Consider the following 15,528-nt stretch of genomic DNA (forward strand, 5'->3'; position numbering starts at 1 on the left):
CCCAGAGGGGAAACGGGCTGTGGCATCAGGTCAAACGCTTTGACAGTGTACCCGCCTGACGGCGGGTAACTGAAGTGACTTTAAACATACAAGGGAGAAAACAAAAGCTGCGGGAAACATTGTTTATTCCCTCTCCCTTCCAGGGAGAGGGTTAGGGTGAGGGTAAAAAAACCAGCAGCGATGTTGCGGTTTAAAACAGTGCTGAACATAAAGCAAGGCACCGTTCCGGCTTAAATCGCCTCAGTTTTCTCAAAACCCCGCCTCAACCTCTCGCATATCCGGCAGCTTATGCGCTATCCCTTTATGACAATCAATACAGGTTTTTCCGTCTTTGATCGCCTCATCGTGCATTTTGGCCGCCACAGTTTTCTGCGCGGTGAAATCCATATAGTCGAAGTTATGGCAGTTTCGACACTCCTGGGAGTTGTTGTTTTTCATCCGCCGCCACTCGTTTTGTGCCATCGCCAGGCGGTGATCGTCAAACTTCTGCGGCGTGTCTATCAACCCAAAAGCCTTAGCGTACAGTTCCTTGCTGGCCTGAATTTTACGGATCATTTTCGGCACCCATTCGTGCGGCACATGGCAATCCGGGCAGGTGGCGCGCACGCCGCTGCGGTTGTTGTAATGCACCGTGCCCATGTACTCCTCATACACGTTATTGCGCATTTCATGGCAACCGATGCAGAACTCTTCGCGGTTGGACATTTCCATCCCGGTGTTGAAACCACCCCAAAAAATTATCCCGGCAGCAAAGCCGATGAGCAGCAACGTGCCGAGCGCTAACCGGCTCGGTCTGCGCCACCACAGCCACACGCGCTTAATCACACCGGGTTGACGAGTTGATTTATCCATAACTTATTTCCCAAACCCTTTGGATGGCTCGAAGGTATTTTCAACAATCGGGGCCACATCCGCCTGAGGCACGTGGCATTGCAGACAGAAATAGCGGCGAGGCGCCACGTTCGACAGTACTTTGCCGTCGCTGTCCATAAAGTGCGTTGGGCTGACGCGCGGAGCCCCTGTGGTACGGTAACTTTCAACGCCGTGGCACTGCAGGCAGCGGTTGCTGGTCGGCGTCACCTGGTAGCCGTCCACGCTGTGCGGGATCATCGGCGGCTGGTTAACGTAGTTCAGCGCCATACGTTGCTGCTGCTTTGGCATCAGCACGGCCCCTTCCGGTGTACCAGACACTTCAGGCGATTGCTTGAGATCCACGCCATTTGCCGCCCAAAGCGCCCCGCTGACAACCAGAGTGAATGCCGCTCCCCATTGAAACAACGCCTTCATCAGGCCTTGGTTATTCATGATTTAGCTCCCAGGCTCCATCAAATTGTTATTCTGTAAACACCCTTCTGGCACTTAGCTATGCCGCGACCGAAGGGTATTGCGCGTTACACCTTCGCCAGCTTGACGGCGCACTTCTTGAAATCCGCCTCTTTGGAGAGCGGGTCGGTGGCGTCGAGCGTCAGGTTATTCACCAGCTGCGCGGCGTCGAAGAACGGCATATAAACCAGGCCACGAGGCGGCTTATTACGGCCACGGGTTTCGACGATGGAAACCACTTCCCCACGGCGAGAAATCACCTTCACCTTGTCGCCACGGCGCAGACCGCGCTCCTGGGCATCCAGCGGATGCACAAACGTGACGGCCTCAGGGAAAGCACGATGCAGCTCCGGTACGCGCCGCGTCATGCTGCCGGTATGCCAGTGCTCGAGCACGCGCCCGGTAGACAGCCACAGGTCATATTCCTGGTCCGGGGCTTCTGCCGCTGGCTCGAACGGCAGCGCGAAGATCACTGCTTTCCCGTCCGGTTTGCCGTAAAACTTGAAGCCTTCCCCGGCCTTAACGTACGGATCGTGGCCCTCGCTGTAGCGCCACTGGGTTTCTTTCCCGTCGACCACCGGCCAGCGTAAACCCCGGGCTTTGTGGTACTCGTCAAACGGGGCCAGATCGTGCCCGTGCCCGCGGCCAAAGCTGGCATATTCCTCAAACAGGCCTTTTTGCAGGTAGAAGCCCAGCTCGCGGGATTCGTCGTTTAGCTGCTCCGCCGCCAGCTCGGTCAGCGGGTATTGACGCACTTCGTCGCTGGCGAACAATACGTCGAACAGGGTTTTGCCCCGGTATTCTGGTTTTTTCTCAAGAAGCTCAGCGGACCAGACATCCTCTACCTTGAAGCGTTTCGCGAAGGTCACCATCTGCCAGAGATCGGACTTCGCCTCTCCCGGCGCGCTCACCTGCTGGCGCCAGAACTGCGTGCGGCGCTCGGCATTACCGTAGGCCCCTTCTTTCTCCACCCACATTGCCGTCGGCAGGATCAGGTCCGCCGTTAACGCGCTGATGGTCGGATAAGGATCGGAAACGATGATGAAGTTGCGCGGATCGCGCCAGCCCGGCATGCGCTCTTCAGTGATATTCGGCCCGGCCTGCATGTTGTTGTTGCACATCACCCAGTACACGTTGAGCTTGCCGTCTTTCAGCGCCCTGTCCTGCGCCACTGCGTGCAAACCCACTTTGGCTGGAATAGTGCCGGCGGGCAGCTGCCAGGTTTTTTCGACGATTGCCCGGTGTTTTTCGTTGGTGACGACCATGTCTGCCGGTAAGCGGTGTGCAAAAGTGCCCACTTCACGCGCAGTGCCGCAGGCGGATGGCTGCCCGGTAAGCGAGAACGGCCCGCAGCCCGGCTGAGAGATTTTCCCGGTCAGCAGATGCAGGTTGTAAACCAGGTTATTCGCCCAGACGCCGCGCACGTGCTGGTTAAAGCCCATCGTCCAGTAGGAGATCACTTTCTTGTTCGGGTCAGCGTAGAGCTTCGCGAGCGCTTCAAGCTGGTCTTTCGGCACCCCGCTCATTGCAGCGGTTTTCTCCAGCGTGTACTCGGCGACAAACGTTTTGTATTCGTCGAAGCTCATCGGCTCGGATGCATCAGACCCCGGGTTCTTCGCGGCCTTTTCCAGTGGATGCGTCGGGCGCAGCCCATAGCCAATATCCGTCACGCCGCGTCGCAGGTTAACGTGCTGCTTAAAGAACGACTCATTCACCGCATTGTTCTGAATGATGTAGTTGGCGATGTAGTTCAGGATGGCCAGATCGCTTTGCGGCGTGAAGACCATACCGTTGTCCGCCAGCTCAAAACTGCGGTGCTGGAAGGTCGACAGTACGGCAACCTTGACGTTTTCATCGGAGAGGCGACGGTTAGCGATGCGCGACCAGAGCACCGGGTGCATTTCCGCCATGTTGGAGCCCCAAAGCACAAAGGCATCCGCCTGCTCAATATCGTCATAGCAGCCCATCGGCTCATCCATGCCGAAGGTGCGCATAAAGCCCACGACGGCAGACGCCATGCAGTGGCGCGCGTTCGGATCGATATTGTTAGAACGGAAGCCCCCCTTAAACAACTTGGCGGCGGCGTAGCCTTCCCAGACCGTCCACTGACCGGAACCAAACATGCCGATGCCGTCCGGGCCTTTCTCTTTCAGGGTGGCTTTGAATTTCTCTTCCATCACGTCGAAGGCTTTTTCCCAGCTTATCGGCTGGAACTCACCCTCTTTGTGGTACTGCCCGCCTTTCATGCGCAGCAGCGGCTGAGTGAGACGATCTTTTCCGTACATGATCTTGGGCAGGAAGTAGCCCTTAATGCAGTTCAGCCCTCGGTTGACCGGTGCTTCAGGGTCGCCCTGGCTTGCAACGACGCGGCCATTTTGGGTCCCTACCAGCACGCCGCAGCCAGTACCGCAGAAGCGGCACGGGGCTTTATCCCATTTAATGGCATCGGGTTTACCTACCACTGCACGAGCCACGCTCGGTGCGCTGAGGCCCGCCGCCGCGGCAGCTGCGGCAACGGCATTTGCTTTCATAAAGCTACGACGACTGAGTTTCATGGTGCTTCCTCACCTTGTTCATTCTGCTGGTGATAAACCAGCGACACCGCCAGCACGCCGGAGATATTGCGTGCCCGCTCAATTTGTTCCAGCAGCGTGTTGCTTTCGACGGCTTCAATAACCACCGCAAGTTTGCCGCTGTCGATATCGTCAACCGCAACCTCGCTGCCCGGCAGCGAGTTGATCGCGCTGCGTACGGCTGCAACATGTTCAGGTCTGGCCTGAACCACCAGGCCGCATACGTGCCAGTCAGTGTGCATTTTGTGGCCTCAGGGTGATGGCTGACGTTGGGCAACCGGCAACACAAGCGCCGCAGCCGTGACAGGCAGACGAAAAGATCTGTGGACGGGAAACGTCCTGCAGAGTGGGGATAAACCGAATGGCCTGCGGTTCACAGGCATCTTCACAGCTGCGGCATTCCACCTGATGCCAGGCCAGGCAGGTTTCGCCGAGCTGTAATGTCAGTGCCCAGGGTTGAGCTGATTGCGGGGCAAAAAGCCGCTGTGGGCAGGCGTCCGCGCACGCATAACAGAAGGTGCACTCACCCCGGTTAAAGTCGATTTCAGGATAGCCGCCCTGGCCACGACGAAGCACCCGGCTCTGACAGGCTGTAACGCAGCTATCGCAGCGCGTGCAGTCCAGAAGAAAATGGTTTTCATCGCCGCTCCACGGAGGGCGAATGGCGGGAGTAGAACTGTGCCAGCCCCCGGTCAGCAGGCCGCGACGGGTCAGTTTAGCCATTGGGCAGATCCTTGCTCAAAATGCCCGGCCAGATCGCCACCGGGTAGAAATGTTATTCTTTTTATCCGCGAATTCTTTGCGGTTATACGGCACTTAAGGTATGCGACGAGGGGTTACAAAAGCATCCCCATAAAGGAGTAAATGCTGTTGTTGGATCAAAGAGGTGAACGGTTTCGACACGACGGAGATAAGTCCGAAGATGTAAGGCAGACGTTATGATGTGGCAAAGCTTGCGTTAAATACGGCAGCATTTTTCGCGCCGGGGCGAAAAAGTCACCGCCAGGCGTTTGCGTCCAGGGCAGATTCTGGTAGGTTTCGCTCCACCGCATACTTTAAAGGGTTATTCCCCAGTGACAGTCAAACGCTCGGTCTCCACCAGCCTTGCCCGCGCTTTCTTTTCGATCGTTTTACTGTCGTTGCTTTCCACCGGCATCGCGATGCTGACGCTCGCCAGCAGCCTGAAGGATGCGGAAGCGGTGAATATTGCGGGCTCGCTGCGTATGCAGAGCTACCGTCTGGGCTACGATCTTCAAAGTAACCCGAGAGCTATTGCGGCCCATTTACAGCAGTATCAGCAGTCGCTGGACTCCCCAACATTGCAGCAACTTAATCGGTTTTGGGTGCCCGATGAGGTAAAAAACCGCTATAACGCTCTGCAGCATGCCTGGCAGCAAATGCAGCAGCATATTCTGAACGAAGACATCGACTGGTATCGCTACAACATCGCCGCCTACGTGGAACAAATCGACCTGTTTGTGCTGGCGCTGCAGCATTATGCCGAGCGAAAAATGATGCAGGTTGTCGCGGCTTCGGTGGTGGGTTTTATGGCTATTTTTACCCTGGTTTTCTTCGCTTTGCGTCGCATCCGCCAGCAAGTGGTTATGCCGCTCAATGCCATGGTGGAGGCGAGCAAAGCCATTGAACGCGGCGAGTTTACGCCGCCCAGGCTCGACCGCTCATTACCCAATGAGCTGGGTGCCCTGGCGCAGGCCTTTATCCGCATGACGGATGAACTGCAAAAACTCTATCGCTCCCTGGAGCAGCAGGTGGAGCAAAAAACCCTACGCCTGCAGGAAGCTAACCGCATGCTCGAAGTGCTGTACAGCTGCTCTAAGGCGCTGAACGTCAGCACCATCAATCGCGACTGCTTCGTGCAGATCCTGCAAATCATCCATCAGAATGAGGAAGTCAGCGCCCTGGAAATGCAGGTCGGGGAAAACTGGCGTCTGACGGAAGGCTCCCCGGTAGCTGGCGAGGAATGGCATGCCCTGCCGCTGGTTCAGCAGGACAGCGCTTTTGGCACACTGCGCTGGCAGTCACCGGGGAACTCCCCTTCCCCACAGCTGATGAAAAGCGTAGCCACCATGCTGGGGCGAGGCGTGTACTTTAATCAGGCACAGAAGCACTACCAGCAACTGCTGCTCATGGAAGAACGAGCGACGATTGCCAGGGAGCTGCATGACTCTCTGGCGCAGGTTCTGTCTTATCTTCGTATCCAGCTGACGCTGCTTAAGCGCGCGGTGCCCGAAGAAAACCAGCCTGCGCAGAGGATTGTCGGAGATTTTTCCCAGGCATTAAATGACGCCTACCGCCAGCTACGCGAGCTGCTCACCACCTTCCGCCTGACGCTGCAGCAGGCGGATTTACCCGCCGCACTGCAGGAGCTGCTGGAGCCGCTGCGCGAGCAAACCCAGGCAGAGATTAGCCTGAAATGCAGCCTGCCGACTCAGGTTCTGGACGCTTCCCAGCAAATCCACCTGCTGCAAATCATCCGTGAAGCGGTGCTGAACGCAATTAAACACGCCAATGCCAGCCACATTGAGGTTGTTTGTCGCTCAGAAAGCGGCGGCGAGCATTATGCCTCGGTTTTTGACAATGGACACGGCATTGCCAGCCTTGAAGAACCCGAAGGTCACTACGGGCTGAATATCATGCACGAACGCGCAGAGCGACTTGGCGGCCAACTGACGATATCCCGCCCGCCAGAGGGCGGAACGCGAGTAGAAGTCCACTTTACCTCTGCGACTTCGGCTGTCGCCGGGAGCCATAACAATAATTAGCTTTATTCAGGAGTTAGCAATGTCTGAGAAAACGGTATACCAGGTTTTAATCGTGGACGATCATCCGCTTATGCGGCGTGGAGTGCGTCAGTTGCTTGAACTGGACAGCACGTTTACGGTCGTAGGTGAAGCCAGTAGCGGTGCGGAAGCCATCAGTTTAGCGAATCGACTGTCGCCGGATTTGATTCTGCTCGACCTGAACATGAAGGGCCTGAGCGGCCTCGATACGCTCAACGCCCTGCGCCGGGACGGGATCAGCGCCCGCGTGGTTATTCTGACCGTGTCCGACGCCCGCAGCGATATCTTCACGCTGATTGATGCCGGGGCTGATGGCTATTTGCTGAAAGACAGCGATCCGGAGGTTTTGCTGCAGGACATTCACCGCTGCCTGACGGGTGAGAAAGCATTTAGCGAGCAGGTACGCGAGTACCTGAACGACCGTGGAAGCAAGCGGCAGAGCAGCGATCCGTTTGCTATCCTCACTGAGCGTGAGCTGGACGTATTGTCTGAGGTAGCCCGCGGCCTGTCGAATAAGCAAATCGCCAGCGGCCTGCATATTTCAGAAGAGACGGTAAAAGTGCATATCCGTAACCTGCTTCGTAAGCTGCAGGTAAGGTCACGCGTCGCGGCCACGGTGCTATTTTTGGAAAGCCGGGGTTAAAACGACCCAATAAACGGTATGGTTACAAATCCTGCCAATTCCAAAGCATATTTACACTATCTCCTAAATTTCTCCACGTTTGACTAAGCAGTTAAAGCTACAGTGATGCGGTTATTGATAACAATTAGAAGCTTTTAAGGGGTCCTGACCGCATGGCGAATTTTTTCATTTCTCGCCCCATTTTTGCCTGGGTGTTGGCAATTTTGCTTTGCCTGACCGGGGCACTGGCTATTTTTTCACTGCCCGTCGAGCAATATCCCGACCTTGCGCCGCCCAACGTAAGGATCACCGCCAACTATCCGGGTGCTTCCGCGCAAACACTGGAAAACACCGTCACGCAGGTGATAGAGCAAAGCATGACCGGCCTGGACAACATGATGTATATGTCGTCCCAAAGCAGCAGCGCCGGTCAGGCCACCATTACCCTGAGCTTTAAGGCCGGGACCGATCCTGACTCCGCGGTACAGCAGGTGCAAAACCAGCTGCAGTCTGCGGTAAGAAAACTGCCGCAGGACGTGCAAACTCAGGGCGTCACGGTGAACAAAACCGGCGACACCAACATTCTGATGGTGGCCTTTGTTTCCACCGACGGCAGCATGGATAAGCAGGACATCGCCGACTACGTCGCCAGTAACGTGCAGGACCCGATGAGCCGCGTGAACGGCGTCGGCAGCGTTGATGCTTACGGCTCACAGTATTCCATGCGCATCTGGCTCGACCCGAATAAGCTCATCAACTACCAGATGACCACCCAGGATGTAGTCACCGCCATCAAATCCCAGAATGCGCAAATTGCCGTGGGTCAGCTTGGCGGCACCCCGGCGCTGGACAAACAGGCGCTGAACGCCACTATCAACGCCCAGTCGCTCCTGCAAACACCGCAGCAATTCAAAGACATTACGCTGAGGGTGAATCAGGATGGCTCGCTGGTCACGCTGGGGGATGTGGCAGATGTAGAAATGGGTGCGGAGAAATATGACTTCCTGAGCACCTACAACGGGCAGCCCGCTTCCGGGCTGGGCATTAAGCTGGCTTCCGGTGCCAACGAAATGGAAACCGACAAGCTGGCCCGCGCCAAAATTGAAGAACTTTCGCAGTTTTTCCCGCATGGTCTGGAAGCCAAAATCGCCTACGAAACCTCCCCGTTTGTTAAAGCCTCGATTACCGACGTAGTGAAAACGCTGCTGGAAGCGATTCTGCTTGTATTCCTGGTCATGTACCTGTTCCTGCAAAACTTCCGCGCCACGCTGATCCCAACGATTGCCGTGCCGGTGGTGCTGCTCGGCACCTTTGCCGTGCTGTATGTCTTCGGCTACAGCATTAACACGCTGACGATGTTTGCGACCGTGCTGGCTATCGGCCTGCTGGTGGATGACGCCATCGTGGTGGTAGAAAACGTCGAGCGAATTATGAGCGAGGAAGGCCTCTCCCCTCGGGAGGCAACGCGTAAATCGATGGGGCAGATCCAGGGCGCGCTGGTCGGCATCGCCATGGTGCTGTCCGCCGTGTTCGTGCCGATGGCCTTCTTCGGTGGCACAACCGGGGCGATTTACCGTCAGTTCTCGGTCACCATCGTAGCGGCCATGGTGCTGTCAGTGTTGGTGGCGATGATCCTCACGCCAGCTCTGTGCGCAACCATTCTTAAACCGCTGCATAAAGGCGAACATCACGGCCAGAAAGGTTTCTTTGGCTGGTTTAACCGCACTTTTAACCGCAGCGCCGAACGCTACGAAAATGGCGTGGCCAGAATCCTCGCCCGCAGCCTGCGCTGGATGCTGATTTATGCCCTGCTGCTTGGCGGCATGGTGTTCCTGTTCCTCAAACTGCCCACGTCATTCCTGCCCCAGGAAGACCGCGGCGTGTTCACCACTTCAGTGCAGCTTCCGAGCGGCGCAACGCAGCAGCAGACAACCAAAGTGGTGCAGCAGGTAGAACAGTATTACCTCACCAAAGAAAAAGACAACGTCGTGTCGTTGTTCTCCACCATTGGCGCAGGCCCTGGCGGGAACGGGCAAAACGTGGCGCGCATGTTTATTCGCCTGAAAGACTGGGACGAACGCAGCGCCGACGGCAGTTCGTTTGCCATCATCGAACGGGCAACTAAAGCCTTTAATAAGATCAAAGAAGCGCGCGTCATTGCCAGCAGCCCGCCAGCGATTAACGGTCTCGGTAACGCCGCAGGTTTTGATATGGAACTGCAGGATCACGGCGGCGCTGGGCACGATGCACTCATGCAGGCGCGTGACCAGCTGTTAGAAATGGCCGGCAACAACCCTCAGCTTACGCGAGTCCGCCACAACGGTCTGGACGACAGCCCGCAGCTGCAAATCGATATCGATCAGCGTAAGGCTCAGGCGCTGGGCGTCTCCATTGATGACATCAATAACACCCTACAAACTGCCTGGGGCTCAAGCTATGTGAATGACTTTATGGATCGCGGGCGAGTGAAGAAAGTGTATGTCCAGGCCGCGGCCAAATACCGCATGCTGCCGGACGATATCAACAGCTGGTACGTACGCAATAAAACCGGCAGCATGGTGCCGTTCTCCGCCTTTGCCACTTCCCGCTGGGAAACCGGCTCGCCTCGTCTGGAGCGCTACAACGGCTATTCCGCGCTGGAAATTGTCGGTGAAGCAGCACCTGGGTTAAGTACCGGCACCGCCATGGACATCATGGAAAACCTGGTCAGCAAGCTGCCAAACGGCTTTGGTCTGGAGTGGACAGGCATGTCCTACCAGGAACGCCTCTCCGGTGCACAGGCCCCTGCCCTGTATGCTATTTCACTGCTGGTGGTATTCCTGTGTCTCGCGGCGCTGTACGAGAGCTGGTCCGTACCGTTCTCCGTCATGCTGGTCGTCCCGCTTGGGGTGATTGGCGCCCTGTTCGCGACATGGATGCGGGGCCTTGAGAATGACGTTTACTTTCAGGTCGGGCTGCTAACGGTGATCGGGCTTTCGGCGAAAAACGCTATTTTGATCGTCGAATTTGCCAACGACCTGAACGCCAAAGGCCAGGACCTGGTTGCCGCCACGCTTGAGGCCTGCCGCCAGCGACTCCGCCCGATATTAATGACGTCCCTGGCGTTTATTTTCGGGGTTCTGCCGATGGCAACCAGCACCGGGGCGGGCTCCGGCAGCCAGCATGCGGTAGGCACCGGCGTGATGGGCGGGATGATCTCCGCCACCGTGCTGGCCATCTTCTTTGTGCCGCTGTTCTTTGTGCTGGTGCGCAGACGCTTCCCGCTCAAAGAGCACCACGACTAAACTCGCGGGCAATAAGCCACAAAAAAGGCGGCCTTTTCAGGTCGCCTTTTTGCTGATGTTCGCAGAGTATTCAGTACCAGAATATCGCGCCGTTGCTTTTTATGCCGGAACGCTTATTTGCGCAACATACCTTCGATAAAGTCTTTCCACTGCCCTAATTCGTGCTCGATCATAACCGCCTCTCTTGATGTTGGCGCAAGTATACGCGGATATATCCTGCAGTTGAACTTTTTTTGAGCGGTCAACTGTTGAGCAACATCACAAATATATCGTTAGCAGAATAACGGTTTAGCGCTGAATCGTGGCTCGATAATTCCCCTCACCTGCGGCAAAATGGTTGCCCTCTGAAAACTAAAACGGAACCGACCGCCACTATGATCACCATGTACGGCATTAAAAACTGCGACACCATCAAAAAGGCGCGCCGCTTTTTAGAAGCTAATGGCGTGGATTACCAGTTTCACGACTATCGAGCTGACGGGCTGGATGCCGCGCTGCTGAACAGTTTTATCGCTGAGCTTGGTTGGGAAGCGCTGCTAAATACGCGTGGAACAACGTGGCGCAAGCTGGATGAGACCCATCGGGTATCCATTAATGACGCACAAAGCGCGGCGGCGCTGATGCTGGAGATGCCGGCAATCATCAAACGCCCATTGCTCTGCGCGCCCGGTCAGCCTATGCTGCTGGGTTTCAACGAAACTCATTATCAGCAGTTTATCAACGAGGTATAGTCTTATGTCCTGCCCGGTTATTGAGCTGACGCAACAGCTTATTCGTCGTCCTTCCCTGAGCCCCGATGATGCCGGTTGCCAGGCGCTGCTGATTGAGCGCCTGCGCGCGATTGGTTTTACCGTTGAACACATGGATTTTGGCGACACCCAGAACTTCTGGGCCTGGCGTGGGCAGGGTGAGACGCTGGCGTTTGCCGGGCATACCGACGTGGTGCCATCAGGGGATGCCGACCGCTGGATCAACCCGCCGTTTGAACCCACGATTCGCGACGGGATGCTATTTGGCCGCGGCGCGGCGGACATGAAAGGTTCGCTGGCGGCGATGGTCGTGGCGGCTGAACGTTTTGTCGCGCAGCACCCCAATCATAAAGGCCGCCTGGCGTTCCTGATTACCTCCGACGAAGAAGCCAGCGCCACCAACGGCACCGTGAAGGTTGTTGAAGCTCTGATGGCGCGACGCGAGCGTCTGGACTACTGCCTGGTTGGCGAGCCGTCCAGTACCGAAGTTGTGGGTGACGTGGTGAAAAACGGCCGTCGCGGTTCCCTGACCTGTAACCTGACCGTTCATGGCGTCCAGGGCCACGTTGCTTATCCGCATCTGGCAGATAACCCGGTGCATCGCGCAGCGCCAATGCTGGCAGAGCTGACGGGCATTGAGTGGGATAAGGGCAACGAGTTCTTCCCGGCCACCAGCATGCAGATTGCCAACGTGAAGGCCGGCACCGGCAGCAACAACGTTATTCCGGGCGACATGTTTGTTCAGTTTAACTTCCGCTTCAGCACCGAACTGACCGATGAGGACATCAAGCAGCGCGTCGTCGCCCTGCTGGATAAACATGATCTGCGCTATACCGTTGAATGGTGGCTCTCCGGCCAGCCGTTCCTGACGTCACGCGGTAAGCTGGTCGATGCGGTAGTGAACGCCGTTGAGCACTATAATGAAATTAAACCGCAGCTGTTAACCACGGGCGGTACATCAGACGGGCGCTTTATCGCGCGCATGGGGGCTCAGGTTGTTGAGCTGGGGCCGGTGAATGCCACCATTCATAAAATCAATGAATGCGTCAACGCCGCCGACCTGCAGCTGCTGGCCCGGATGTATCAGCGCATTATGGAACAGCTTGTCGCCTGACGGGCAGCCAACTGAAGAGGTATCAGCATGGAATGGCTATCGCATTACTGGTGGATTATCGTCCTGGTGTTATTGCTGGGGATTTTTATTAACGTCATTAAAGACCTGAACCGAATCGATCCGAAGAAGTACATGGCAGACAAGCCTGAGCTTCCGCCACATCGTGATTTTAACGATAAGTGGGATGACGAGGACGACTGGCCTAAGAAGAAATAGCAGTATGCCTCACTCCGGGCAATTCCGGAGTGAGGCGAATATTTACAGCAGCTCTATCAAATCATCATCTTTCGGTGCCGCGCCACCGCTCAAAGCCTCATCGAAGTAGTGCTTCGGCACGGTGTAGCGCAGGTGATCCAGCGCCGCCTTCATGCTGCGGTCATCGATCGCATGCCCCAGATCGTCAATCAAATCCAGCGTTACGTCCCCGCCCAGGCTAAGTAACTTCTCGGCGGCGTCCACCGCGTGTGTCGCGTGGATCACTTTGTCGTTGTCGCCGTGAATCAGATGGATCGTGGTGCTGGTGGAGGCCTGCTGCGGCAGTTCCGCGTAACGCCCGCTAAAAGCGATAACTCGTGCTGCAAGGCCAGGCTGAGCCTTAATGCTCTCCAGCGCCATAATGGCCCCCTGCGAGAAGCCAATCAGCGCCGTAGCCGTTGGCGGTACACCGCTTTGCCGCTGCCAGTCATGCACTGCTTCAATAAATCCCGGCATCGCGGCATCCACGCGCTGCTGACGGTTTTCTTCCGTTACGCCAGCCACGGAAAACCACTCCCGACCTGCACCGCTTAGACCAGGGCCGCTAATACTGACCACCAGTGCGTCAGGAAACTCTGGCGCAAACCAGCTCCCGATTTCGCCCATGGCTTTAGCCGTGTCGCCTACGCCGTGGAACAGCAGTATCAGTTGGCTGGCCGGCGCTACGGGGCTTTGGACAACAAAATGGTCATGTTTCATGGCTTTCTCCTGGTTAATGGAGACAACTATACGCCGCTGCATGGGGATGACCATGCCGTTTCATTGAACAAGTTAGTGGAATTTTTGCAATTGCATAATGCCGTTGTGCAGCTCAGCCGTGCGATCCCGATCGAGATTTTCTAACGCGCTTTGGGCTTCCTGACGCATCAGCGCAAGCAAGGCTTTTTTACCGGAAAGCCCCAGACGCTGGCTGAGTACCTCGTTGTTTTCATGTTGCTGCAGCCGCCCTCGAAGCGCATGCAGCGGTAAAACGGACGCCAGCAAAAGGCGATTCAACGCCCCCAGGCAGGCTTCCAGCGGACGATGGGCGAAGGCAAAACCGGATAACTCTTCCCAGTCCTCTGGCAGCAAAGCAGGCGGAGAACACTCAGGCAAAGGCAAAGACAGCTCGAGCCACGCTTTCTGCCACGGCCAGTCTCGCTGTAACCGTTGCTGCTCATTTTCCATCAACGACTGGCCTTCTCGCGTCAGCGGCAATAACGCCATGGCGCTGTAGCAACCGCTGCTGGCTTCTTTGTGGCTACCGATTCGCACCAGCTCAAACCCGCAGCGCTGCCAGAAGCGCCACAGTTCGTCGGTATAGCCGAAGCTGACCGAGAGATAATCACATTGATGATTCACGGCCTGCCGCGCATGTTCAATCATGCTGGCCCCAATATGCTCGCGCTGGCGCAGAGGGTGAACCGCAATGCGGCTGACGCGCAATCCACGCAGAGTGGCGGCCAGCGGGCTGCCACCGTGCGCCGCCAGTGATTGCGCCACAAGATTACCTCTCGGGCGCCGGAACCCGGCCCACACGCTGCGGCTTAGATTTTTATCGAGCCCGCCCTCTTCGACCAACCACAAGGCACCTGCGCACTGTTCTTCGATATTGGCCGCGATAAAACTCTGGCCGGGCGCATCAAGCATCCGCCGCCAGTCGAGCGGCGTGGTACGGTAATGCGCGCCTGAAAGCAGCCGGTACATCTTCTTTAATTGCTCAGGCTTTCGCCGCCAGTCGGCCTGCTTAACAACCTGTAGAATGGGATCGCCTTGCGGGAATTGCTCCAGATCCGGCTCATCGAAAAGCATGATCCTGTCAACCATCAGCTCCAGCGGATCGTTCAGCGCCCAGCGGATCGGCGTATTCAGCGTGAAGCGCTTGAGTGACGGAAACGCCGCGCAGAACTTCAGTAAAAAACCTCGCCCGGTTCCCTCATACCCTTGCACCGTCGTGGTCAGCAAAACGCGAGGAAAACGCTCAATTAGCTGGCGTAGCAACGGGGCCGGAATAGCGGCGGCCTCGTCCACAATCAGCCAGTCATATGCCGCTAATTCACGCTCTGCGGCCAGCACGTCCGGGGCCATAAAGTGAAATGATTCGCCCGCATAGCTTGCCAGCACGCCGGTGGCAGCCTTCGCAGGCGCGGTCACGAGACAAGCACCTGGTGTCCGGCCAACCAGCATGCCCGCCAGAGCAGATTTCCCTCGGCCTCTGGCCGCCGTCACCACCGCTACGCCGCTCAGCATCCCGGACAAATTATCAAGGATTGCAACCTGCTCTTGCTCCGGCGCACCGCTGGCGGGCTGCCAGACCGGGCGGTGAGCAAAAGGATTCAGGGAGAGTGACTCATGCTGCTGCCAGAGTACGACTTCTGAGTCCTGCTGTATGCAGTACTGAAGATGGGCAACAAAATGGGGGGTCGGAATCGCCTGCGGCACATCGCTCCAGCGGCTGGAATCTTCGTCCGGCAGCGAAGCCCAGCGCGACCAGTCCGGCGTCAGCAGCAGCAGCCAACTGCCCGCTTTGAGCATCCCGGAAAGCGCAGCGAAGGCGGCAGCGTCCAGCCCTCGCCTGGCATCAAAAACAGCATGCTGAAACTCACGCCCAAGCATGCTGCGAACAGCCGAGGGCGCGCAATGCAAAGGCAGCTCGGGTGAAGGGCCAACCCACAGCCAGTCTCCGGGCAAAGAAGCCGACAGCGTGGCAACCTGCTCGCTGCTCCACTGGCTATGACCGGCCAGCACCATCAACCGGCGGATACCCGCCTGCTGCATATGCGCCGTTGCCTGCTGCATCGGCGCGATGAAAGTTGCTGCGGTCATCG

At 56.9% G+C, this 15,528-nt stretch carries 14 protein-coding genes; 6 read left to right on the top strand and 8 right to left on the bottom strand.

What is annotated here, in order from left to right:
• Positions 1-249 precede the first annotated feature (249 nt).
• The 5 genes from napC to napF form a co-directional block, all read right to left on the bottom strand.
• Positions 250-852: a cytochrome c-type protein NapC gene (gene napC, locus B9Y90_RS26545; RefSeq protein ID WP_139827442.1), complete on the bottom strand. Its 603-nt coding sequence runs from the start codon at positions 850-852 to the stop codon at positions 250-252.
• A 3-nt stretch (positions 853-855) separates the two neighbouring features.
• Positions 856-1,305: a nitrate reductase cytochrome c-type subunit gene (napB, locus tag B9Y90_RS26550; RefSeq protein ID WP_039295839.1), complete on the bottom strand. Its 450-nt coding sequence runs from the start codon at positions 1,303-1,305 to the stop codon at positions 856-858.
• 86 nt (positions 1,306-1,391) lie between these two features.
• The gene (gene napA, locus B9Y90_RS21190; RefSeq protein WP_085542479.1) at positions 1,392-3,878 is read right to left on the bottom strand and encodes a nitrate reductase catalytic subunit NapA; all 2,487 of its coding nucleotides are present in this window, start codon (positions 3,876-3,878) and stop codon (positions 1,392-1,394) included.
• Complete coding sequence (napD, locus tag B9Y90_RS21195; RefSeq protein WP_085542480.1) at positions 3,875-4,138, bottom strand: chaperone NapD; 264 nt, start codon at positions 4,136-4,138, stop codon at positions 3,875-3,877. The genes napA and napD overlap by 4 nt, the downstream gene beginning before the upstream one ends.
• Entirely contained in the window at positions 4,128-4,619 is a 492-nt protein-coding gene (napF, locus tag B9Y90_RS21200) for a ferredoxin-type protein NapF (RefSeq protein ID WP_085542481.1), read from the bottom strand. Before napF ends, napD begins: the two co-directional genes overlap by 11 nt.
• A 350-nt stretch (positions 4,620-4,969) precedes the next feature.
• On the opposite strand from napF, the gene narQ reads away from it, so the two are divergent.
• The 3 genes from narQ to acrD all read left to right on the top strand — a co-directional run bounded on the left by narQ (position 4,970) and on the right by acrD (position 10,603).
• Positions 4,970-6,679: a nitrate/nitrite two-component system sensor histidine kinase NarQ gene (gene narQ, locus B9Y90_RS21205; RefSeq protein ID WP_085542482.1), complete on the top strand. Its 1,710-nt coding sequence runs from the start codon at positions 4,970-4,972 to the stop codon at positions 6,677-6,679.
• 19 nt (positions 6,680-6,698) lie between these two features.
• Positions 6,699-7,340, top strand: a complete 642-nt coding sequence (gene narP, locus B9Y90_RS21210; RefSeq protein ID WP_039295855.1) for a nitrate/nitrite response regulator protein NarP — start codon at positions 6,699-6,701, stop codon at positions 7,338-7,340.
• Between the two features lie 152 nt (positions 7,341-7,492).
• Positions 7,493-10,603: a multidrug efflux RND transporter permease AcrD gene (gene acrD, locus B9Y90_RS21215; protein WP_085542483.1), complete on the top strand. Its 3,111-nt coding sequence runs from the start codon at positions 7,493-7,495 to the stop codon at positions 10,601-10,603.
• Positions 10,604-10,716: 113 nt separating this feature from the next.
• Here the strand turns inward: acrD and ypfM are convergent, their stop codons facing one another.
• Positions 10,717-10,776, bottom strand: coding sequence for a protein YpfM (gene ypfM / locus B9Y90_RS26555; protein WP_139827443.1), 60 nt, complete (start codon positions 10,774-10,776; stop codon positions 10,717-10,719).
• 201 nt (positions 10,777-10,977) lie between these two features.
• Between ypfM and B9Y90_RS21220 the strand changes: the two genes are divergently transcribed.
• Genes B9Y90_RS21220 through B9Y90_RS21230 form a run of 3 tightly spaced genes read left to right on the top strand, consistent with a single transcriptional unit; the run spans position 10,978 to position 12,682 of the window.
• Positions 10,978-11,334 carry an ArsC family reductase gene (locus B9Y90_RS21220; protein WP_085542484.1) on the top strand — a complete coding sequence of 119 codons (357 nt, stop codon included), beginning with the start codon at positions 10,978-10,980 and terminating at the stop codon, positions 11,332-11,334.
• A gap of 4 nt (positions 11,335-11,338) precedes the next feature.
• Positions 11,339-12,466, top strand: coding sequence for a succinyl-diaminopimelate desuccinylase (gene dapE, locus B9Y90_RS21225; protein ID WP_039295860.1), 1,128 nt, complete (start codon positions 11,339-11,341; stop codon positions 12,464-12,466).
• Positions 12,467-12,493: 27 nt separating this feature from the next.
• Entirely contained in the window at positions 12,494-12,682 is a 189-nt protein-coding gene (locus B9Y90_RS21230) for a YpfN family protein (RefSeq protein WP_008460189.1), read from the top strand.
• 42 nt (positions 12,683-12,724) lie between these two features.
• On the opposite strand, the gene ypfH is transcribed toward B9Y90_RS21230, so the two are convergent.
• Positions 12,725-13,420 carry an esterase gene (gene ypfH, locus B9Y90_RS21235; RefSeq protein WP_085542485.1) on the bottom strand — a complete coding sequence of 232 codons (696 nt, stop codon included), beginning with the start codon at positions 13,418-13,420 and terminating at the stop codon, positions 12,725-12,727.
• A gap of 72 nt (positions 13,421-13,492) precedes the next feature.
• Positions 13,493-15,526, bottom strand: coding sequence for a tRNA(Met) cytidine acetyltransferase TmcA (locus B9Y90_RS21240; RefSeq protein ID WP_441302663.1), 2,034 nt, complete (start codon positions 15,524-15,526; stop codon positions 13,493-13,495).
• Positions 15,527-15,528 lie beyond the last annotated feature (2 nt).

Origin of the sequence: Cedecea sp. NFIX57, assembly GCF_900177785.1 — a bacterium.
GTDB lineage: Bacteria > Pseudomonadota > Gammaproteobacteria > Enterobacterales > Enterobacteriaceae > Cedecea > Cedecea neteri_C.